The 19,828-nt window shown below is 61.3% G+C and carries 18 protein-coding genes; 9 read left to right on the top strand and 9 right to left on the bottom strand.

Annotated features, from left to right (window positions below):
• The first annotated feature begins 169 nt into the window (after positions 1-169).
• The 6 genes from MOP44_RS25890 (at position 170) to MOP44_RS25915 (ending at position 7,417) form a co-directional block, all read left to right on the top strand.
• The gene (locus MOP44_RS25890) at positions 170-2,833 is read left to right on the top strand and encodes a DNA translocase FtsK (protein WP_260793468.1); all 2,664 of its coding nucleotides are present in this window, start codon (positions 170-172) and stop codon (positions 2,831-2,833) included.
• Positions 2,834-3,092: 259 nt separating this feature from the next.
• Complete coding sequence (locus MOP44_RS25895; RefSeq protein ID WP_260793469.1) at positions 3,093-4,427, top strand: beta-propeller fold lactonase family protein; 1,335 nt, start codon at positions 3,093-3,095, stop codon at positions 4,425-4,427.
• A 46-nt stretch (positions 4,428-4,473) separates the two neighbouring features.
• Positions 4,474-5,268: a response regulator gene (locus tag MOP44_RS25900; protein ID WP_260793470.1), complete on the top strand. Its 795-nt coding sequence runs from the start codon at positions 4,474-4,476 to the stop codon at positions 5,266-5,268.
• 71 nt (positions 5,269-5,339) lie between these two features.
• Positions 5,340-6,002, top strand: coding sequence for a response regulator (locus MOP44_RS25905; protein ID WP_260793471.1), 663 nt, complete (start codon positions 5,340-5,342; stop codon positions 6,000-6,002).
• Positions 6,003-6,152: 150 nt separating this feature from the next.
• Entirely contained in the window at positions 6,153-6,686 is a 534-nt protein-coding gene (locus tag MOP44_RS25910) for a sigma-70 family RNA polymerase sigma factor (protein WP_260793472.1), read from the top strand.
• Positions 6,683-7,417: an anti-sigma factor family protein gene (locus MOP44_RS25915; protein ID WP_260793473.1), complete on the top strand. Its 735-nt coding sequence runs from the start codon at positions 6,683-6,685 to the stop codon at positions 7,415-7,417. Before MOP44_RS25910 ends, MOP44_RS25915 begins: the two co-directional genes overlap by 4 nt.
• A gap of 15 nt (positions 7,418-7,432) precedes the next feature.
• Here the strand turns inward: MOP44_RS25915 and MOP44_RS25920 are convergent, their stop codons facing one another.
• The 4 genes from MOP44_RS25920 to soxR form a co-directional block, all read right to left on the bottom strand.
• On the bottom strand, positions 7,433-7,819 hold the full coding sequence (locus MOP44_RS25920) for a DUF3037 domain-containing protein (RefSeq protein ID WP_260793474.1): 387 nt from the start codon (positions 7,817-7,819) through the stop codon (positions 7,433-7,435).
• The gene (locus MOP44_RS25925) at positions 7,797-8,579 is read right to left on the bottom strand and encodes a HipA family kinase (RefSeq protein ID WP_260793475.1); all 783 of its coding nucleotides are present in this window, start codon (positions 8,577-8,579) and stop codon (positions 7,797-7,799) included. The genes MOP44_RS25920 and MOP44_RS25925 overlap by 23 nt, the downstream gene beginning before the upstream one ends.
• 54 nt (positions 8,580-8,633) lie before the next feature.
• Complete coding sequence (locus tag MOP44_RS25930) at positions 8,634-9,110, bottom strand: DNA topoisomerase subunit B (RefSeq protein WP_260793476.1); 477 nt, start codon at positions 9,108-9,110, stop codon at positions 8,634-8,636.
• A 206-nt stretch (positions 9,111-9,316) separates the two neighbouring features.
• Positions 9,317-9,835: a redox-sensitive transcriptional activator SoxR gene (soxR, locus tag MOP44_RS25935; protein ID WP_313901035.1), complete on the bottom strand. Its 519-nt coding sequence runs from the start codon at positions 9,833-9,835 to the stop codon at positions 9,317-9,319.
• Positions 9,836-9,914: 79 nt separating this feature from the next.
• Here soxR and MOP44_RS25940 point away from each other — a divergent pair, with 79 nt between their 5' ends.
• From MOP44_RS25940 to MOP44_RS25950, 3 genes are all read left to right on the top strand, one after another.
• Positions 9,915-10,475, top strand: coding sequence for an NADPH-dependent FMN reductase (locus MOP44_RS25940; RefSeq protein ID WP_260793477.1), 561 nt, complete (start codon positions 9,915-9,917; stop codon positions 10,473-10,475).
• 77 nt (positions 10,476-10,552) lie between these two features.
• Positions 10,553-11,443, top strand: a complete 891-nt coding sequence (locus tag MOP44_RS25945; RefSeq protein WP_260793478.1) for an NAD(P)-dependent oxidoreductase — start codon at positions 10,553-10,555, stop codon at positions 11,441-11,443.
• Positions 11,444-11,503: 60 nt separating this feature from the next.
• Positions 11,504-12,274 (top strand): SDR family NAD(P)-dependent oxidoreductase, encoded by a 771-nt coding sequence (locus MOP44_RS25950; RefSeq protein ID WP_260793479.1) that lies wholly within the window; start codon positions 11,504-11,506, stop codon positions 12,272-12,274.
• A 36-nt stretch (positions 12,275-12,310) separates the two neighbouring features.
• On the opposite strand, the gene mqnE is transcribed toward MOP44_RS25950, so the two are convergent.
• The 5 genes from mqnE to MOP44_RS25975 form a co-directional block, all read right to left on the bottom strand.
• Entirely contained in the window at positions 12,311-13,459 is a 1,149-nt protein-coding gene (gene mqnE, locus MOP44_RS25955) for an aminofutalosine synthase MqnE (RefSeq protein WP_260793480.1), read from the bottom strand.
• Positions 13,460-13,907: 448 nt separating this feature from the next.
• On the bottom strand, positions 13,908-15,914 hold the full coding sequence (locus tag MOP44_RS25960; protein WP_260793481.1) for a VPS10 domain-containing protein: 2,007 nt from the start codon (positions 15,912-15,914) through the stop codon (positions 13,908-13,910).
• Positions 15,915-16,135: 221 nt separating this feature from the next.
• Positions 16,136-17,863, bottom strand: coding sequence for a hypothetical protein (locus MOP44_RS25965; protein ID WP_260793482.1), 1,728 nt, complete (start codon positions 17,861-17,863; stop codon positions 16,136-16,138).
• A 288-nt stretch (positions 17,864-18,151) separates the two neighbouring features.
• Entirely contained in the window at positions 18,152-18,727 is a 576-nt protein-coding gene (locus MOP44_RS25970; RefSeq protein WP_260793483.1) for an NADH-quinone oxidoreductase subunit B, read from the bottom strand.
• Positions 18,728-18,787: 60 nt separating this feature from the next.
• The gene (locus MOP44_RS25975; RefSeq protein ID WP_260793484.1) at positions 18,788-19,519 is read right to left on the bottom strand and encodes a hypothetical protein; all 732 of its coding nucleotides are present in this window, start codon (positions 19,517-19,519) and stop codon (positions 18,788-18,790) included.
• Between the last annotated feature and the right edge of the window lie 309 nt (positions 19,520-19,828).

Below are 19,828 nucleotides of genomic sequence, written 5' to 3' on the forward strand. Positions count from 1 at the left end.
GTTGCCTGGTCCCTGATCCCTACCTTTCTAGGTTCCCCCAGCCCCCTTTTGCCGGAACTTCGCCCCCTCCCCCACCGATAATGAAAGCTGCTCTGGGATTCTCACCTCCGCCCTGAAGCCGGTCGCCCAGTGCGGGTCGGCGTGCTCCCGGGCTGAGACGGCGTCCCCTATGATCAAGCCCATCCAGATTGCCCTCGCGCCCACGCGCAACCGCCCGCTCAATATGTTCCTGGGAGTGGTCCTGGCGCTCGTTTCCCTCCTGTTCCTGCTCTCGCTGGCCACCTATCACGCCACCGACCCATCGCTGAACACCTCTTCCGACCCGGCAATCCCGGCGACAATCCACAACTGGATCGGCCCCATCGGCGCCTACACCGGCGATCTCCTTCTTCAGATCTTCGGTTTCACCGCCTTCTTCCTTCCCATCTTGCTCGCCACCATCGCCTGGGGCTGGATGCGTTCCCGCTACGCGGGCGCGGCCTGGCTCCGCGGAACGGGCGCATTCCTTTCGTTCCTTTTCGTCCCCGCCGTCTTCGCGCTACTGCCCTGGCACTGGAACTGGCTCCATATAGTCCCCATCGAAGGCGTCATCGGCCGCCTCATCGCCGGACTGCTTGTGACGTGGCTGAATATTCAGGGCGCGTGGCTCGTCGCCGGTGTGCTCGCCGCGGCCGGAGTCTACTTCGCTCTCTCCATCAACTTTCGCGCCCTCTTCCAATCCGTGGAGGACCGCTGGATCGGTTTGCAGTCCCTTCACGACCGCTGGCGCAACTGGCGTGAAGACCGCGCAGAACGCCGCGCAGAAGCTCAGTGGGCAGAAGACGAGCAGAACAACCCCGGACCCTCGCAGCGCTTCTTCACTGGCGCGGCCGATCAGGCCGACGCCGAAGTACGGCAACCCAGCCGCCTCGCAGCCCTCTTCGGCCGCCGCGGAAAACAGGCAGAGATCGATCCGGTCGACGATATCCCGGCGTTCCGGCGCGTGGCGGAAGCGTCCGCTCCTCCAACCAGATCGGCTCCACAGGCCCCAGCGAGCCCGCAACGCGTTCCAGAGCCGCCCATCCCCATCGAATCCCGCCGCACCACTTGGGATCGCACCGCAGAAGCCGCGCCGGCCACAGCCGCTCACCCTGCAGCACCCGAGCCTGCGCCCATGCGCCCCATTCCCGTCGAGGCGCGCCCCGAAGCTTCGTCGGCACGCGCTGAAGCCTCTCTGCCAGCCTCTGCTCAGGCGCGCCTTGAAGTCCGTCCCGAGCCCGTCCGTACTCCTCCGCCTGCTCCCGCTCCCGCGCCCACGGCAGCCGAGATCGCCGTTCACGAACGCGCTGACGCCGAAATCAAGCACGCTACTGTCGCTCCGAAGAATGTCGCCGGCTTCAAGCTCCCGCCCAGCACTTTGCTTACCCCAGGAGGCGGCCCCAGCGCGGTCCGTGAAGATGAGCTCCGCGAAGAAGCCAAGGTCCTCGTCGAAAAATGCGGCGAGTTCGACGTCCGCGGCCAGGTCGTCCAGATCAATCCCGGCCCGATGGTGACAACCTACGAGTTCAAGCCTGAAGCCGGCGTGAAGTACTCGCGCGTTACGGGCCTCGCTGACGACCTCTGCTTGGCAATGCGGGCCGAATCCATCCTCATCGAGCGCATGGCGGGTAAATCCACCGTCGGCATCCAGGTGCCAAACCACGAGCGCGAGACCATCCATCTCCGCGACGTCCTTGAGTCCGAAACCTTCGCCAAAGCCAAGTCGCGCCTCACGCTCGCCATGGGCAAGGACATCAACGGCCGCATCGTCACCGCCGACCTCGCCTCGATGCCCCACGTCCTCATCGCCGGCTCCACCGGATCCGGCAAGTCCGTGGCCATCAACGCCATGATTATGAGCCTGCTGTTCCGCACCACTCCGCAGCAGGTTCGCCTGATCCTCGTCGATCCCAAGCGCGTCGAGCTCGGCATGTACGAGGGCATTCCGCACCTGTTTACGCCCATCATCACCGAGCCCAAGCTCGCCGCCAACGCCCTCCGCAACGCGGTCCGCGAAATGGAGCGCCGCCTTAAACTCCTCGCCAGCCGCAGCGTACGCAACATCGATCAGTACAACAAGCTATTCGAGGGCGTCACCGGCTCCCTGTTCGATGACGGTGAACCCGAGGAGCCTCTGCCCTACATCGTCGTCATCATCGACGAGCTCGCCGATCTCATGATGCTCGACCGCGCCAACGTGGAAGAATCCATCACGCGCCTCGCCCAGATGGCCCGCGCCGTCGGCATCCATCTCGTGCTGGCCACGCAACGTCCCTCGGTCGACGTGATCACCGGCCTCATCAAGGCCAACGTACCCACCCGTATCAGCTTCCGTCTCTCCACCAAGGTCGACTCCCGCACCATCCTTGACACCAACGGCGCCGAAGCTCTGCTGGGCCGCGGTGACATGCTCTTCCTTCCGCCTGGCACAAGCCGCCTCATGCGCCTGCATGCGCCTTACGTTTCGGAAAAGGAGACTGCCGCCATCGTCAAGTTCTGGAAAGACCAGGGCACAGCCGAGTACGCCGAAGGCTTCCTTGAGTCGCCCAAGGATGAACGCACCGCGGTCGAGGGCTCGAGCGGCGATGAGGACGAAAACGATCCCATGTTCGACGATGCCGTGCGGCTCGTCTTCGAATTCGGTAAGGCTTCAACTTCACTGCTGCAGCGGCGCCTCCGCATCGGCTATGGCCGCGCCGCGCATTTGATCGACTTGATGGAGCGCGACGGCCTGGTCGGCCCTGCAGATGGCTCGCGGCCGCGCGAATTGCTCAAAGCTCCAGGTTGGCTCCATGAAGTAACGAACAACGAATAACAAAACGAAAGGGTAAACAATGGATCAAACCACAATTATCCGCATCGTTGCCGGGGTGCTGGTCATCGTCATACTGATCGTGCTCATTCAGCGCCGTCGCACGCGCACCAAGTAAGGCGCTTCACGCCGTCGAAGCCTCTCCCGCATGGCGATCAGAACTCGCCCGCCAGGATCCGAGCGCTTCGCCGCGGGAATTCGTCTACTCTCTCAGTAGCGCTCGTCTTCTCCTGACCCATTCTGGTATAGGAGCGGTTCCCGCATGCGGCGTGTTCTCGCTTTTTTTCTCCTCAGCTATTTCCTGGCTGCGCAGGCCGCGGCCCAGCAGGCACCCATCCCGATGTCCGATGAGATCGGCGGACAACCGTTCGCCATTCGCGACAGATGGGTCATCGGCGGCGGTGGCAACTGGGATTACCTCACCCTCGATCCCGTCGCGCGCCAGCTCTTCATCGCTCATCAAGGCGTCGTCCAAGTCGTTGACATCGCCAGCGGCGAGATCACAGGGCAGATCACTGGCTTTGAGGAAGCCCGTTCGATCCTCCTCGATCCAGACGGCCAGTTCGGATATGTAAGCGATAGCCAGGCAGCTTCCGTCCGGATCTTCGACCGGCGCTCTCTTCAGGTCACTCGCGGAATCCAGCTCAGCTGTGCGCCCCGCTCCATGGCCCTCGCATCCGAACAGCAGATGCTCTTCGCCTTCTGCGGTGCGGCCACTGCACCTCAGGCGCGGCTCTCAAACCTCCGCCGCCCTCCGGCCCATAGATCCGGGTCAAATACCCAGCCGAATCGAGCTGCAACCACTTCCAGCGAGACCGCCAAAGGCCTGTCGCATATCATCGTCATCGATCTTCGTTCGCAGACCATACTGGTGAACATCGCGGTCTACGGCAACTTTCGAATCGCGCAGGCCGACAACGAAGGCCAGGTCTTTGTCACAGTCGGCGCAGCGGACTACAACCCTGACCCGCAGGCCTTCCTCGCGACCCACTCGCCGCCGCGCATCGCCCGCATCGACGTAGCCGCGCTCGAAGCCGAAGCAAGCGACCAGATCAGCGCCATGCACAAATCTCCGGCCGACCCAACATCTCCCGGGACAGCGAAGTTGAACTGGCAGATCGGTGAGTACTCCACGGATCCAGCCATCTCGTTCTTTCGTCTCGACGAATCCTGTCCCAGCCCGCAGGGGCTGGCCATAGACGGTCGCGACGCGCGCCTGTTCGTCGCCTGCGATAACCAGAACCTGCTAATAATGGACTCCGTCTATGGCCGCGTGCTGTCCACTCTCACCACCGGGCCCGGCACCGACGCCATCGCCTACGATGGAAACCACGGCCTCATTTTCACCGCCAACGGCGCTGGTTACGGAAGCCTCACCGTGGTGCGCAGGCATCAGACCGACGACTACGCCGTAATTCAGAACCTGCCCACCATGGAACGCGCGCGAACCCTCGCCGTCGACCAATCCACCGGGCAGGTATACCTGGTCACAGATCTGCACGGTGTGAACTTGCGCAGCACGCCTGCCAACGGCATTGGATCGCTCAAAGCCACCCCGGTTACCGGAAGCTTTCAGGTCCTCGTTGTCGGCAATTAAGATACCCTGCTTTGTCCGCTTGGCGTTGAGGTGGCATACTCAATCCGTGCCAGGCATCCACCCAAATCGGAGACTTCCAAGCGTACTCATCATCGATGACGACATGGTCAGCCGCGAGGTCATGGCGACAATCCTGACCATGAGCGGGTATCTAGTGCAAACGGCGTCCGGCGGCGATGAATCGCTCGCGGTGCTTGACGGCGAGAGCTTCTATCCCGACGTTATCCTGATGGACACGCAGATGCCCGGCCTGAGCGGAACCGAGCTCATCAACCAGCTCCGCGCGCACACCACTGCCACAATCTATGCCATCAGCGGCAGTCATGCACCCGATTCCGTCATTCGTGGCGTCGATGGCTTTCTGATGAAGCCCATAGGACCCGAAGCGTTGCAGCGCCTGCTTGAAAGCCACGCCACGATTCCGAGATCCGCGGGCGCTTCCACGGGCCCGCACATAGTGCCCGATAGTCTGCCGCCCGTGTTTGACCCCAAGGTTGTCGCGCAGCTCCGCGACATGATGAAGGAATCGGCGGTCCGCGAGATCTACGCAGCCGTAGTTGCAGATCTCAGCAGACGCCGGGCTCCCCTGGAAGAGGCCCTGAACATCGGCGATCTCGCCACGGTGAGGCGCATTGGGCATTCCATCAAGGGCGGCTGCAGCATGGCCGGCGCCCTTGAGGCTGCTCGGATCGGCGAACTGATCGAGTTCGGGGTTGACGATCTAGAGTACATTCGATCGCTTCTTCCGCTTTTAGAAACCGCTACTTGCAACCTGCAGCGTATGCTGGATGCGGAGTTCTCCCCCCAGGGAAGCGCCCCTGCTATGAATCCGAACGAGTAACCTGCAAAGCGAAGCGCACGGTAGTTGCAGCGAAGCTGGCGCCCAGCAGACCTTGGAGGAACATCCCACCCGTGGAACGACCGATTCGCATCATTTTGGCAGATGATCATCCCGTAGTCCGGATCGGCGTGCGCAACATGCTTACGGAAGACGAGGGCTTCGAAGTCGTCGGTGAAGCTGGCGACGGTGACGAGGCCATCACGCAGACCCTCGAGTTGCAGCCCGACATCCTTCTGCTTGATCTGTTGATGCCGCGCCTGCCAGGGCTTGAGGCCATGCGCGCCATCATGAATGGCAGTCCTACCGTTAAGATCATCCTGCTCACGTCTACCATCACTACCCAACAAATCATTGAGGCCCTGCACATCGGCGCGCGCGGCATCGTCTTAAAAGACGCGCTCGTCGGGCATCTGCAGACCGCCATCAAAACCGTCTCCGCAGGCGACTACTGGATCGGCGGCAAGCGCGTCGTCAATCTCGTCTCCGCCCTGCATGACCTCATGCAGCAAGCGCAGGTTCCCCAGCGCAAGACCTTCGGCCTTACGCCGCGTGAACTGGAGGTAGTGGGCTCCATCGTGGAGGGCTGCAGTAACCGCGATATTGCCAAGCAGTTCGGCCTCAGTGAAGAGACCGTGAAGCGCCACCTCTCCAACATCTTCGATAAGACAGGTGTCTCGACTCGCCTTGAGCTGGCCCTGTTCGCCATCGCTCACCAGCTCGTAGCTCCGCAATAGCGAAAGTCGACCAGAGACAATTTTGTCGAAAATCTCATGACGGCGGGAATATTTCCCGCCGTTTTCTGTTTTCTTCAGTGAAGGAGAATCCGGCTTTTTCGACGCCGGCCAAACTTCAATGTCAACGCTCTGAGGTACACTGTCGGCGCCGTGTTCCAATCCGCTCCCGTCAACGGCTCGTTCGAAGAGCTGGCCATGCCTTTATTCGGCCGGCTCTATAACCTCGCGTATTGGCTTGCCCGCGACCGTGCCTCTGCCGAAGACTTGGTGCAGGAAACCTACATGAAAGCGCTACGCGGCTTCGCGTCCTTCCAGCCCGGAACCAACTTTCGGGCCTGGATTTACCGGATCCTGCGCAACACTTTTCTAACCTCGCAAGCAGGACTCAATGTGTCGCTCTCGTTCGACGATGCCGATGAGACGCCACCTGAGCCCGCGGAGTTGCACACACCCGAATCGATACTGCTGGTGCGCGCTGAGCAGGACCTGGTGCGCCGCGCCCTGGAGATGCTGCCAGTCCCCGCGCGAGAGATCATCCTGCTCTGCGACTTTGAAGAGATGAGCTACAGCGAAATCAGCCAGGCGCTCGGCATCCCGATGGGCACCGTGATGTCGCGCCTTTCGCGCGCCCGCAAAGCTATGCGCAACCTCCTGGCGGCTCAGTTGGAAGGAACGAAACCATGACCTGCCCGACCAATCAACTCGATGCCTTCGTCGATGGTGAGCTCTCGCCGGCTGCGCTCGCCGCTGTCGAAGCTCATCTGCAGACCTGCCCAGCTTGCAGCGCCCATGCCTTGGCTCAAATGCAGCTCAAGAACTCCGTTCGCGCCGCGGCAGATGCTTATCAACCTTCGCCCGAATTCCGCGCACGCATCGCCGCACAGGTCGCTACGAAGCAGCGGCGACCGCTGCACTTCTGGCTCAGCCCCGCCCTCGCTCTCGTTGCGGCAGTCGTTCTGGTCGCGATATCGGTTCCGCTGATTGCTCGGCATTACGCCCATGAGCGTGCGCTGTCCGAGTTGCTGGATCTCCACGTCTCCACTCTTGCCAGCGCCAACCCTGTCGACGTTGTGTCGACCGACCGCCACACCGTGAAGCCGTGGTTTCAGGGCAAGTTGCCGTTCACCTTCAACCTGCCTGACCTCACCTACTCCCCTTACACACTCCTCGGCGGCAAGCTGATTTTCTTCAATCATGCTCCCGAAGCACAGCTTCTCTTCTCCTTCCGGCAGCATCGGATTTCAGTATTCGTGCTGAAGAGCGCGACCTCTTCACGGGATGGCGTTCAAACGGAAGATGGCTTCACCACGGAATCGTGGACAGCCGGCGGGCTGCATTGCATCGTGGTCAGCGACGCATCTGCGGCTGATGTGCACGCCCTCGCCGACCTCATGCGCAGCGCGCAAGCGAAATAGCTCGCTCGATGTAACTCACGCGCTCAGGAACCGCTTCTCCAACCGATCCAGCAGTCCATCCGTTCCATCGCACACGCCCGTATGCACCGGTGAGGGCTGAATGATGGTCGACCGCGGCGAGGTGAGCCAGTGAAACCGCTCTCGCTGCGATAGCTTCGCGATCGGCCCGGCCGCTCCGTCGCCTTCGCATATCCGCTCCACAGCTTGCAGGTGTTTTTCCACTAGCGACAGATCCGCCTCCGGCCAAAGCGCCTTCAATCGGGTAGAGTCGAGACGGACTCGCGCCGCCAAGTATCGCTTCTCGGGGCAGTACACCACCACGCCAGCATTGATGAACTCCTGCCGCTCGACGCGCGGCACAACACGCAGGAGGGCGTAATCAAATGATGCGGGTGCGTGCATCCATCGCCTCCTGTTCGAAGATGTGCGCGGCCTCGAGCCGCCGCTTAAAGAAATCCACATACCCCGCGCGCCGCTCCGCCGCACTGAGGTTCCCCGGTATCGCGTTGAGCCACGCATCGGGCACTGCACCCGCAATCCGTTCGAAAACTCCATCGCTCAGCTTTTCGCGTGCTGCTGCACCCGCTTGCGGAATCTCTTTTGCCCAGGGCAGCAGCACATGCTGCTCAATCTGCTTGAACGGCGACGCAATCTTCGCCTCCATCGTCGCCCAGTCGTGATGAAAGAACAGCGCCGCGCCGTGATCGATGGGATACAGCTTGCGATGCCACACCAGCAGGTTCGCATTCCGCGGCGTGCGGTCCACGTTCTGCGCGAACGCATCGAACCACACCAGCATTGAGGCCTCATCGGCCGCCGCCGCATCTCGCGCCGCAGGGTCGAACATCACCGAGCCAGGCAGATAATCGAGCGCCAGGTTCAATCCGGCGCTCGCCTTCAGCAGGTGCCGAATCTCCGCATCGGGCTCGTTCCGCCCCAGCGCCGCATCAATCTCCGCAAACACGATTTCCGGCACGCGTAGTCCCAGCGCTCGCCCGATCTCGCCTGCAATCAATTCCGCTATCAGCGCCAGAATCCCCTGTCCTGCTCCGCGAAACTTCACCACGTACAAGCCCAGGTCATCGCCCTCCACAATCGCAGGCAGAGATCCGCCCTCGCGCAAAGGCACCACATATCGCGTCGCATTGATGGTTCGGAGCATCGCTCTCCAGTGTATCCGCCCCTCGAAATGCACCCACGCCAGACGGTGAATTCTTCAGTCAGTGGTGCGCTCATCGGTGAGCTTGATAGTCAGATTTGCATGCTTTGACGCCAACGTGCGGAGATCCCGACTCAGCGAGTCAAAGTCGAATTCGGTGGTCGAAAATATTCCAGGATCTAGCAGAAAGTGTATTTGTGTCCCGTGCCGGCTGCTGGTACCTGCCCTCATCAATTCGTTTGTGGGATTTCCTGCGCGATACTCCTGCTGCCATACGTTGCCGTCGCGAAAGATTTTGAGGTTAAGCTGTTGACTCAAGGCGTTTGCGATTGCCAGACCGTTCATCGCAGGCGCATACAGTGACGTCAAAATCTTCTCCGCCCGGGACTTATGGGGTTCAATTCCGTCTCGGTCAACTGGCAGGCCTCTACCATCATTGAAAACTGTTACGGATCCGTCGGAGTGCAGGACAACTTCGACCCGGACCGCAGCAATTTGCGCTTGCTCTTCAAGGTGAAGTGCAACCCCGTCCACAGCCTCCAAGACCAGGAGGCTTACAAGCCGACAGAGACCATCTTGGTCAGTAGAACCCACATACATTTTGGGTCGCGTACGTATCGCTTCTGCGGTCGTTATAACCCTTATCGGATTGATGTCGTGCGGGTCAGAACTCGTCGCAGTCATTGGAATCACCCATCAGAAGGTTTTCGGAGATCGAGACTCGATTGTACCGGCATCTCTTATCCCTCTGGGTCCAGCAACCGCGCTCCAGGCCCTTGCCTGCCCAGTTCATCCCATGGATTGCGAAGCGGGCACACCCCCATCGACAAACACCCGCATCCGATGCACCCATCGAGCTGATCGCGCAATCCCGTCAGGCGCTGGATCCGCTGATCAAGGTCTGCCCGCCATCGCGCCGAGAGCTTGCTCCAGTCTTCCGCGGTCGGCGTACGCTCGTTCGGGAGTGCCTTCAACGCATCGCGAATCACGGCCAGCGAAATCCCGGCGCGCTGCGCCACGCGAATCACTGCTACCCTGCGCAGCACCTCGCGCGCATAGCGCCGCTGGTTACCCTGATTGCGCCAGCTCGTGATCAGCCCCTCGGCCTCATAAAAATGCAGCGTCGAAACTGCAACGCCCGCGCGCTGCGCCATCTCGCCGACCGAGAGATCCGTCTTGCACTTCCCGCGCATCGCCTGCGCATTCATAGGCTCGCAGCAGTCCCTCCGCTCAACGGCCTTTTTCGCGGACTTTTTCATGCGGCCCTCTTGACCTCAAGTTTACTTGAGGTTGCACGATGGATTCAGACGCATTCAAGGAGAGGAGATTCCCCTACCTATGACCGACACCATCCACATCGGACTCATCTACGGCAGCACCCGCAAAGGCCGCTTTTGCGACACCGTCGCCCGTTGGGCCGTCGACGAGATTCGCGCGCAAGGCCACTACATCGTGCACATCATCGACCCTGCCGAAAGCAGCCCCGGCAGTGATGAGCCCTCCAAATCCCCCACGCTTTGGGAGCGCATGGCCCAGTGCGACGCCTTCGTTGTTGTCACACCCGAGTACAACCACGGCTACCCCGCCGCGCTAAAAATGCTCATCGACTCCGTCGGTCCCGAGTGGCACGCCAAGCCTGTCGCCTTCGTCTCTTACGGCGGCATCTCCGGCGGCCTCCGCGCAGTCGAGCAGCTTCGGCTGGTGTTCGCCGAGCTGCACGCCGTCACTATCCGCGACTCCGTCAGCTTCGCCAGCGCCTGGGAGCTGTTCGACGCGACCGGCAAGCTCAAGCAGCCCGAGCGGGCGCAGCGAAGCATGGCCACGATGCTCGGACGTCTTCGCTGGTGGGCCGTTGCGCTCCGCGATGCCCGCGCCGCCGTCCCCTACACCAACGCATAAGGGCGATTATGCTTTGAACAGAGCTAGCAGGCGCCGAAAGCGCAGTTGGCCCCACCGCAGGTGGAGAGGTACACGCTTTGCGCATTGGATTTCTGGGAACAGGCGCCATGGGAACTCCCATGGCGCATCGATTGATTGCAGCCGGACACGAGCTCGCCGTCTGGAACCGCAGTGAAGGCAAAACCGAATCGCTGTTACGCGAAGGGGCTATCGCCGCCGGCACTCCGGCCGAAGCCGAGCTCGGAGCAGACGCCGTGATTACGATGCTCTTCGACGATCACGCGAACGAAGAGGTGCTCTTTGGGCCCAATGGCCTGATGGACGCGCTCACGCCGTCCACGCTCCATATCGCTTGCAGCACCATCAGCGTCGCGTTCTCTGAGCGCCTCACGCGCGAGCACGAACGCCGCGGCATCCCCTTCATCGCCGCGCCTGTCTTCGGGCGCCCCAACGTCGCTGAAGCCGGCAAGCTGTGGATCGCTATCGCCGGCCCTGACGATCTCATCGAGCGCGCCCGCCCTATCCTCCAACCGATGTCGCGCGGCATCTCCGTCGTTGGCAAGCATCCACCGCAGGCGCATGCACTCAAACTCGGCGGCAACTTCCTGATCAGCGCGATGATTCACTCTCTCGGCGAGTCCTTCGTCTACGCGCAGGCGCAGGGCATCGAGCCGGAAGTCTTCTTCGAGACCGTGAATAGCGCGCTCTTCCAGTCTCCGTTCTACGCCGCCTATGCCAACGTAATGCTGCATCCGCCGGAGCACGTGGGCGCTACCATCAGCCTCGGGGCAAAAGACCTCCGTCTGCTCCGCGAAGCTGCAGCAGCGGCCGGCGTGCGCCTCAGCCTGGCTGATAATCTCGCCGAAATCTTCGACGAAGCCAGAAGGACCGGCCTCGCCAATGAAGACTGGGCCGTTGGCCAGTACAAGATGGCGCAACGCCGGGGCAAGCTGAAAGCTGACGGCTGATGGCTGTCTTCGGTATTCCCCGTCACGCATGAGGCCTCCGCGCTTCTTTACAATGGCCCCATGAGTTTTCGCGGAAAGATCGTCTTCATCAGCGGAGCCAGCTCCGGCATTGGCGCTGCCACCGCGCGCGCGTTTGCTGCGGAGGGCGCACGGCTTCTGCTGGCCGCCCGCCGCGCTGCCAAGCTTGCTGAAGTTGCCTCAGAGGCGCTCGCTTCGGGCGCCGAATCTGTCCACTCCATCGATCTCGACGTGCGCGACCATCGCGCCGTGCAGAACGCCATCGACACCCTGCCGGAAGAGTGGGCCGCGATCGACATCCTGGTCAACAACGCGGGCCTCAGCCGCGGACTCGACAAACTCTACATGGGCCGCATCGAGGACTGGGAAGAGATGATCGACACCAACGTGAAGGGCCTGCTCTATGTCACGCGCTCCGTTGTGCCTGGCATGGTGGTGCGCGGCCGCGGCCACGTGATCAATCTCGGCTCCACCGCCGGCGAACTCACTTATCCCAATGGAGCCGTTTACTGCGCCAGCAAGGCGGCGGAACGCTCCATCAATGATGGCCTGCGCCAAGACCTGCTGGGCACGCCCGTGCGCGTCACTACGGTTGATCCCGGCATGGTGGAAACCGAGTTCAGCATGGTGCGTTTTCACGGAGACAAGGAGCGCGCCGCTAAGGTCTACAAAGGCGTGAAGCCGCTCACTCCGGAAGATGTCGCAGATGTCATCGTGTGGGCGGCCGGGAGACCCGCGCATGTCAACATCGCGCGCGTGCTGCTTACGCCTGTGCAGCAGGCCAACTCACTTCTCTTCCATCGCGAGGAATAGCAGAGCGGCTTCGAGTTTGAGTTTTCGGCGGCCTGTCTAGACCGCTACGACGAAGCTGTCTTCGGTGCGCGTCACCGGGTGGTAGAGTGTGTCGCGCTCGACGGGAACGCGGCCGGCCTCGGTGATGAGGCGGCAGAGTTCCTTGCGCGTCATGCCCTGCGGCGTGGTGGCGCCGGCGTCGTGGTAGATCTTCTCTTCGATGACGGTGCCGTCAAGGTCGTCGGCTCCGAAGCGAAGGGCGATCTGGGCGATTTTCGGCGTAAGCATCTGCCAGTAAGCCTTGATATGCGCGAAGTTGTCGAGCAGCAGCCGGCTGACGGCGATCTGGCGGATGTCGGTAAGCCCCGTGGTGACGGGGAGATGGTCGAGCGGGGTGTTTTCCGGGTGGAAGGCCAGGGGTATGAACGTCTGGAAACCGCCGGTCTCGTCCTGGACTTCGCGGAGCTTGAGCAGGTGGTCGACGCGGTCCTCGTTGTTCTCGATGTGGCCGTAGAGCATGGTGGCATTCGACCGGAAACCCATCTTGTGAGCCAGACGGGCGGTCTCGAGCCACTCGCTGCCGTCGATCTTGTGATCACAGATGATGGAGCGGACTCGGGCGGAGAAAATTTCAGCACCGCCGCCGGGCATCGAGTCGACCCCGCACTCGCGGAGTTTGACCAGTGTTTCTTCGATCGTGAGCTTGGCGCGGCGAGCGAGGAAGGCCACTTCAACCATGGTGAAGGCTTTGATGTGGACCTTGGGAAAGCGCTGCTTGAGGCCGCGGACCAGATCTGTGAAGTACTCGAGGGGCAGGTCAGGGTGCAGGCCGCCGACGATGTGGAACTCGGTAACGGCTTCAGAGTAGCCGGAGGCGGCGGTCTCCCAGGCCTCTTCGAGGGCCATGGTGTAGCCGGCGGGGTCGCCCTTCTTGCGGCCGAAGGCGCAGAGCTTGCAAGCCGCGACGCAGACGTTGGTCGGGTTGATGTGGCGATTCACGTTGAAGTAGGTGATGTCGCCATGCAGGCGCTCGCGGACGGAGTTGGCGAGCCAGCCTACGGCGAGGACATCCGAGGTTCCGTAGAGCGTGAGGCCGTCTTGAAAGTCGAGCCGCTGGCCGGCGAGGACCTTCTCTGCGATGGGTGCTAAGCGGGGGTCGTTGGCTCGGAAGGGATGAGTGCCGGAGGTCTGGGCTGCAGCCTGCATAGATAGATGATACAGAACGAAAGGTTTAGGCTTCAGGGAATTGGAGTCTGTTTTGGGGATTAGGTTTTAGGGATTAGGCTTGCGAGGTCAAGTTTGGGTTTGCAGCCAGACGCGAGCCAAGATCATGTTGATCATTTGGTAACTGAAGGGGTTTAATTTTTAGAACACCGGCGGAGACGATATTGTTTTTAATATCGACGTAAGCCTCGCTTTATTAGCTGGTTATCAAAAATTTGGCGAATAAACGGAGAAGTAAAAACAGGGGGAGGGGTAGCTAATTTTCTAGTAAACACCCTCTGATCTTTCGCGACGGGCTGTAGACAGGCCTTCGAAAAAACACACCGCTGCCCACGTCAGCAGGTTAGTCGAAGATAGCAGACGGGTCTGTGATGGGGATCACGGGTGATGTCTTCCCTGCAGCGCGGTCAGCAGACCGCGCTGAGGAGCGTTAGCGCTGGCCAGCCTGGGCTTGCGAAGGCTTGGGCTCGGCCAGGACCCCATCATCAAGCGAGGCCGCAAGCATTCGGTCGCCAGCGGTACGCACCATGTAGAGGTGGTAGCCGGTCTGGTACCACTTCCAATCAAGGCTTTGCGTATCGATGGCGTAGATGAAGTCACTGCCGTGCGAGCTGACCAGGAGTTTGTTCGTCTGCGCGTCGTAGTAGAGGTCGGTGACGTCTTTCATAGGCAGGCGATGGACCCACATCCAGGCCTTGCCTTTGTCGCGGGTGAAGTAGACGCCTTCGCGCGATCCCAGCCAGAGGGTTCCGTCTGCCGCGAAGATGATGCGGTGGATGTGGGTGACGGCGGTGGGAATGCCCATAGGCCACCAGGTCTTCCCCGAGTCGTTGGAGAGGACGATGCCGGCGGGTTTGGCGGCGGCCATGGTTTCGCCATGCACAGCGATAGAAGTGAAATCGGCTCCCTGGCCGGGGCCCCCCTGCCACGTGACGCCTTTGTCTTTGCTGGTGTAGAGGCCTCCGCTGGTAGCGGCAGCCCAGACATCGCCGGAAGCGTCGAGGCCGTAGACCCGGCCGTCGAACTGGCGGGTGGGTTCCTTCACGCTCTTCTCGACGATGACGCGCTTGCCCTTGACGACGGTTGGGGTGGGCTTCGCGATGGTGTTGGCGATGGTGTTACGGGGCTGCCACTCTTCCTTTTCAAGGAGGAAGATGCCGCTGCTGGTGCCGGCGAGGACGACTCCGTCGGGTGATTCCGAAAGAGCGAACACATCGCGGCCCTCGAGGCCGTCGGCAACCTGCTTCCAGCGCTCTCCTCCGTCAGAGGAGAAGAAAACTCCGCCGTAGGTCTTGTCGTTGACGACTCCGGCGTAGACGCGAGAGGGGTCCTTGGGATCGATGGTGAGAGCCTGCACCTTGCGGGCGGAGAAGCCGCGATTGGTCTGCGTGAATGAGACGGCAGAGTTATCGCTGGTGAGGACGCCGCCACGATCGGTGGAGAGGATGACGCGATCAGGATTGGTGGGGTTGATGTGGACGTCGTTGACGATGACTTCAGGACCGGTCATACGCTGGAAAGTCTTGCCGGCGTTGGTGGTCTTGTAGAGGCCCTCGGTGGTTCCGGCGTACACGGTGTCGCGGTGGACGGGGTCCTGCCGGAGGACGCGGGTGCGGCGGGCGGTGGCCGGGATTCCCTGGATCTTCTTGAACTGGGCTCCGCCGCTCTCGCTCTTGTAGATGCCACTGCACGCGCTCAGATAAATGACATTGGGTTGCTGGGGATCGATGATGATGGAGAACACGTCAGAGTCATCGATCAGTCCCTCTTTGACGTTGTTCCAGTGCGCGCCGCCATCGGTGGTCTTCCAGGGCAGGTGCCAGGTACCGGCATAAATGATGTTGGGATCTCGCGGATCGATGGCGAGGGACTCGATCTCGTGGAGTTCCGTGCTGCCGGCGGGAGTGATCTGGCTCCAGGTTTCACCGGCGTCCTGCGAGCGGAAGACGCCCTGGAGCGTTCCTGCGAAGAGGATGCGGTGGTTGGAGGGGGCCTGCGTGAAGGCGCGGATGGACTGGCCTTTGAGACCCTTCACTTCACTCCAGGTTTTGCCGGCGTCGCGGCTCACCCAGAGGCCACCCTCGGGATGATCGAACTTCCAGGCAGCGGCAAAGATCAGAGAGGGATTGGATTCCTCGACGAGGATGTGATCGACCACCAGGTCATCGGACGCGTCGAGCTTGACCATGCGGCGCCAGGAGGCGCCTTCGTCGGTGGACTCGTAGATGAGACTGTTGGTGGTGCCGAGATAGAGGTGACGGGGGTCGCCGGGAACTGCGGTAACGACGCGGGCATCGCCGCCGTCGGGGCCGATGGGGCTCCAGGCTGCCTGCGCCGAAAGGGCGGCGGCCGACGCAACTGCGAGAAGCGGCAAGGCAAAAGGCGCAACACGATGGAGCGCCCGGAAGAATTTCATGAAGGGGTGCAAGGAGTCCATCCAAGTATATGAGTGTTCATCACTACTGCGCGTCGCGCAAATCGACCGGGAGATGGTTCTCGCCTAAGAGGGGGGCGAGGAAGCGAAGAGGCTGACCGGTGCTGCGCGTTGCGCAGACTCCGGTCAACCTCGAGACTTGCAGGAGGATGGTTTGAACTTGAGCCGGCCTGAACTCCGTGGTGGAGTTCAGGCCGGGCAAGCAGTTCCATGTCAGCCGAGGCTTACTTCTTTGCCTTCTTGGCTGCTGCGTGGTGACGCTCAGGGAGCGCGACGCGCTTCTGGGCCTTCACCGTGGACTCATCGACCGGGGACGTACCAGTGACATCGGTGTTGAAGTCAGCACCGGACGGCACGAGGTAGTTCTCGACCTTTTGGTCATCCGCGGAGCTTGTGGCAACCGAGATGCGGGAAGGATCGATGCCCTTCTCCGTGACCAGGTAGTCCTTGGTATTGACGGCACGCTGGGCGGCCAGGTTCTCGACCGGCTTGGCGTGCTTCTTCATCTTGGCGGCCTTGGCTTCAGCCTTCTCCTGGGCAGTCTTCTCGGCGCTGTTGGACTCGCCGACTACAACGGCCTTGGCATCGGACTGACGCTGCAGGGTGAGGGCAACTTCGTCAAGGCAAGCCTTGGCTTCGTTGTCGACACGGCCCGGACGCTTCTTGTCACGCGAGAAGGTGACGGAGCAGAGCGAGGAGGTCTTCGGCTTCTGCACTACCGGCGCTTCGATGGTGACGGAGGTGTTGCCCGAGGCGGTCTGGCCCTTGTCGTCGGTGACGGTGCAAGTGATAGAGACCGGACCGGTGGGCGCGCCCGTGGACGAGAAGGTCGCGCTGTTGCCGGTACCGTTCACGGTGCCGCCGCTGGCCGAGTAGGTGTAGGTGAGCGGACGGTTCTGCGGGCTCATGCCGGTGGCGGTGATGGTGGAGCTGTCACCCGGCTTGATGGTGGACGGATTGGCCGAGCAGCTCACTGTCGGCGGCTCGAACTGCTTCACCGTGAAGCTGGCCGTGCTGGCGGTTGCCGTCTGCCAGGGCTTCAGGCCTTCCTTGCCAGGCTTGCCTTCCTTGGCGTTGCAGGTGACGGTGTGTTGGCCAGGCTGCAGTGCCTTGGTGTCCACCGGAGCGGTGTTGCCGCTGTTGGCCCCGACGCCGTCACCACTAATGGTGGTGATGACATTCAGCTTGGGATCAGCGGAGCCGGGCGTAGCAGTGGCCGTAACCGGATCACCCGGGAAGACCGTGGTGGGGTTGACGGCGCAAGCTACAGTCAACTGCGCAGGCGGCTCAATGCTGCCAACGTGGAAGACCAGTCCGCCGCTGAGACGGGCGGCATTGATGTTGGCGCGGCCACCGTAAACGCCCGGGCCCCAGTTGAGGTGCATGTACTGGTAATCAGCCTGGAAAAGGCGGATGGCGAGGTGGTGGTTGAAGGCCGGCGTTTCGATATCCATACCGCCGCCAGCAGTCAATCCCGGGCCCCAGGTGTAGGGCTGATGGTCAGGACCGCCGCCACGAACACCGTTCACAAGGCCGTGAATAAAGGGGGTAACCTCATTGGTCGGGAAGCGGAAGATCAGGCCGCCACCCGGGGTGAGGAAACCGGAGTTACTGCTCTTGCTATTCACCCACATGTCGTGGGCGCCCATTTCCGCCTGGAGACCGACGTACTTATTGAAGTAGTACGCGCCACTGCCGAGGAGGCCCCAGGTGTTGGCCTTGTACTGGAACGGCAGGGTGGTGACGCCGTCTGGCTGAAGAGTGTTGACCGTGTCGTGAGGGGCAAGATAGCTATAGCCCAGGAAGATGTCCGCGCGCGACGGCGAATCGCCGTAGGAGGCTGCGGGTTTAGGTGCACTAGGCGTGTTCTGAGCGGTCAGGGCAACCGGCACTGCGGCCAAGGCTGCGAGAGCGATCGCCCGGCACACAGGTTTCAGAAGATGGGATTGCATGCTGTATCCTCCGCAAATCAAGCTGAAAAACAATCAGTAAATCGTAAGCACCCGTGCGGCTCCGAAATTGAAGACTCTAATGCACATGGTGCTGCAGGAACGAATAACGGCACTAATAACCGTACCATAGCTTTGAGGTCAAAGAGCACATTTGTTCAATGACATGGCCCCAAGTTATGCACTGTTTACCATAAGGAATCGACCTAGAGAACTGTCTATTTTTCCATACTTTGTCGTATAAGGCCGGAGCGAGGCATGGCGGGCCTCAACTGGACCTTGAAAATCCGATTACCCTACGTTGAGGGTCTTGAGGAGACTCCGAGGCTCGCGCTGGATCTTTTCCTGCAAGAGGGTGATGGCATAGATCAGTTGCTCAGGCCTGGGCGGGCAGCCCGGGACATAGATGTCGACCGGGATGATCTGGTTAACTCCCTGCACCAAGGCGTAGTTCTGAAATACGCCGCCTGATGTGGCGCATGCTCCCATGGAGATGACCCACTTGGGCTCGGGCATCTGGTCGTAGAGTCGGCGAATGACTGGAGCCATCTTCTGCGAGACGCGGCCGGCGATGACCATCAGGTCCGACTGGCGGGGCGAGGGGCGGAAGACTTCAGCTCCGAAGCGCGCAATGTCAAAGCGCGATGCACCCATGGACATCATTTCGATAGCGCAGCAGGCCAGGCCGAAGGTCATGGGCCATACAGAACTTTTGCGAATCCAGTTAACGGCGAAATCGAGGGTGGTCAGGAACACGCCCTCAGGTTGCTCGTAGCCGTAGTTAGCTTCCCGGACTTTGGCGCGATTGATCGCGCTGCTCTCCAAGTTTCCGAATAGGTAACGATCGCGCTCCGCCGTTTCTGCCATGGTTCCATGATAGCGCGTGAAAGTAGTTGCTGGATTGAGTTGTCGGGTGGGAGCGGGTCGCTACTGTCCACAGGGGGAGGGGGTAGGGTGTGCGCCCGGCGGAAAGGCCCACTTTGCGGGGAGCCAGAGGGTGAGACGGAAGCGGAGGGAGCGGAGCTCGCCGCGGGAAGAACCCTGGCTGTTTGCGGATGACTCGATCTGATGGGGGGTGCGGGAGGCAGCAAGTGCCCACTGCTGCGCGAAAGGGGCGGGATCGGCGGTACCGGGGACTAGATGTGCGTGGAGGATGCGGAACTCACCGGAGGCGGCGTTCTTCTGCAGCTCGAGAAGGCGATTCATCGCCTTGGGATCGACTGAAGATGCGGAGGGGTACGCCTGCTGGGCTTCGTGGAAGGATTTGGGATCGATGAGGAAGTGGAAGGTGCGGGGGTTCCAGCCGATGGCGTCTTGCGCGCGGAGGCCGAAGGTGGTGGCAATTTCTCGCTCGTTGATGGAGCCAAAAGGCGGAGTGGCGAGATAGAGGGCGTCGGGAAAGCCGGCGGGGTCAGAGCGATCGACCGCAAGGTCCCAGCCGGAGTAGCCGGCCTGAATGGGTGGAACAGGCACGATGCGGAAGAGCCATCCCTGGCCGAGCGGCGCTTTCCATTCATGGCCGGCGGTAACTTCGCCTTCGAGAACGAGCTTGCTGCAGGAGTTGGACGGCGCCGCGGCATAGGCGGGTGCGCAAACGCACTGCAGGAGAGCCGCTGCGAAGAGCGCGCTGACGACGCGGAGAAGAGGGTTCAGATTCATCCTTGATTCGTCATTCTGGGGTTTGTCATTCTGGGGTTTGTCAGCCTGGTTGCGTCAGCCAGGGGTTCGCTCCGCTTTTATTTATCATCGCCGACCGGCTGGAGGCGAATGCAATGCATATTTGGTATGAGTTTTCCAGTGGGCATGAGGGGATTCCTCATGCCGTCTTTATGGGTTCCGTGACATTCTTCGGTTATCGATAATGTTCAGCGGCAGCCGCAGGTCCAGAGCTTGCAGTCGTCTGAGTTTTCGGGATTGCTCGGCGCGGGGCCGGACAGCTTGTCGGCGCGAACCCGCAAATTGAATGTA

The sequence above is a fragment of the Occallatibacter riparius genome (assembly GCF_025264625.1).
Taxonomy (GTDB): Bacteria; Acidobacteriota; Terriglobia; order Terriglobales; family Acidobacteriaceae; genus Telmatobacter; species Telmatobacter riparius.

Bases quoted from the DNA above. Each gene is read 5' to 3' on its own strand.
- MOP44_RS25890 (WP_260793468.1), top strand. From the start codon at position 170: ATGATCAAGCCCATCCAGATTGCCCTCGCGCCCACGCGCAACCGCCCG.
- MOP44_RS25895 (WP_260793469.1), top strand. From the start codon at position 3,093: ATGCGGCGTGTTCTCGCTTTTTTTCTCCTCAGCTATTTCCTGGCTGCG.
- MOP44_RS25915 (WP_260793473.1), top strand. From the start codon at position 6,683: ATGACCTGCCCGACCAATCAACTCGATGCCTTCGTCGATGGTGAGCTC.
- MOP44_RS25920 (WP_260793474.1), bottom strand. From the start codon at position 7,819: ATGCACGCACCCGCATCATTTGATTACGCCCTCCTGCGTGTTGTGCCG.
- MOP44_RS25925 (WP_260793475.1), bottom strand. From the start codon at position 8,579: ATGCTCCGAACCATCAATGCGACGCGATATGTGGTGCCTTTGCGCGAG.
- soxR (WP_313901035.1), bottom strand. From the start codon at position 9,835: ATGAAAAAGTCCGCGAAAAAGGCCGTTGAGCGGAGGGACTGCTGCGAG.
- MOP44_RS25940 (WP_260793477.1), top strand. From the start codon at position 9,915: ATGACCGACACCATCCACATCGGACTCATCTACGGCAGCACCCGCAAA.
- MOP44_RS25950 (WP_260793479.1), top strand. From the start codon at position 11,504: ATGAGTTTTCGCGGAAAGATCGTCTTCATCAGCGGAGCCAGCTCCGGC.
- mqnE (WP_260793480.1), bottom strand. From the start codon at position 13,459: ATGCAGGCTGCAGCCCAGACCTCCGGCACTCATCCCTTCCGAGCCAAC.
- MOP44_RS25960 (WP_260793481.1), bottom strand. From the start codon at position 15,914: ATGGACTCCTTGCACCCCTTCATGAAATTCTTCCGGGCGCTCCATCGT.
- MOP44_RS25965 (WP_260793482.1), bottom strand. From the start codon at position 17,863: ATGCAATCCCATCTTCTGAAACCTGTGTGCCGGGCGATCGCTCTCGCA.
- MOP44_RS25970 (WP_260793483.1), bottom strand. From the start codon at position 18,727: ATGGCAGAAACGGCGGAGCGCGATCGTTACCTATTCGGAAACTTGGAG.
- MOP44_RS25975 (WP_260793484.1), bottom strand. From the start codon at position 19,519: ATGAATCTGAACCCTCTTCTCCGCGTCGTCAGCGCGCTCTTCGCAGCG.